This window comes from Bradyrhizobium sp. SHOUNA76, from assembly GCF_023006445.1.
In the GTDB taxonomy this organism is placed as follows: domain Bacteria; phylum Pseudomonadota; class Alphaproteobacteria; order Rhizobiales; family Xanthobacteraceae; genus Bradyrhizobium.
The window spans coordinates 1-206 of sequence record NZ_JALBHA010001225.1; the positions used below are offsets into that span (position 1 = coordinate 1).

The window sequence follows — 206 nt, forward strand, 5'->3', positions numbered from 1 at the left end:
CCTCGCCGGCACCTACATCCCCGGCGTCGGCAACGAGCTGAAACTCCCGATCGCGCTCGCGCTGATCATCTCCGTCCTGGTCGTCAAACCCGCTGGCCTGTTCGGCCGGCACATCGTCAAGCGAGTTTGATCATGAGCGCTGCAGAAGAAGTCGTCGGCGAAGGCCACGAGGCGGTCGAGGCGGTTCCGAAGCGGGCCATGACGCT

1 pseudogene is annotated in these 206 nt (G+C 65.0%); it reads left to right on the forward strand.

The features are described from left to right. Positions 1–130, forward strand: a pseudogene (locus tag MOV74_RS40615) (branched-chain amino acid ABC transporter permease); the annotation flags it as partial. Positions 131–206: the final 76 nt, after the last annotated feature.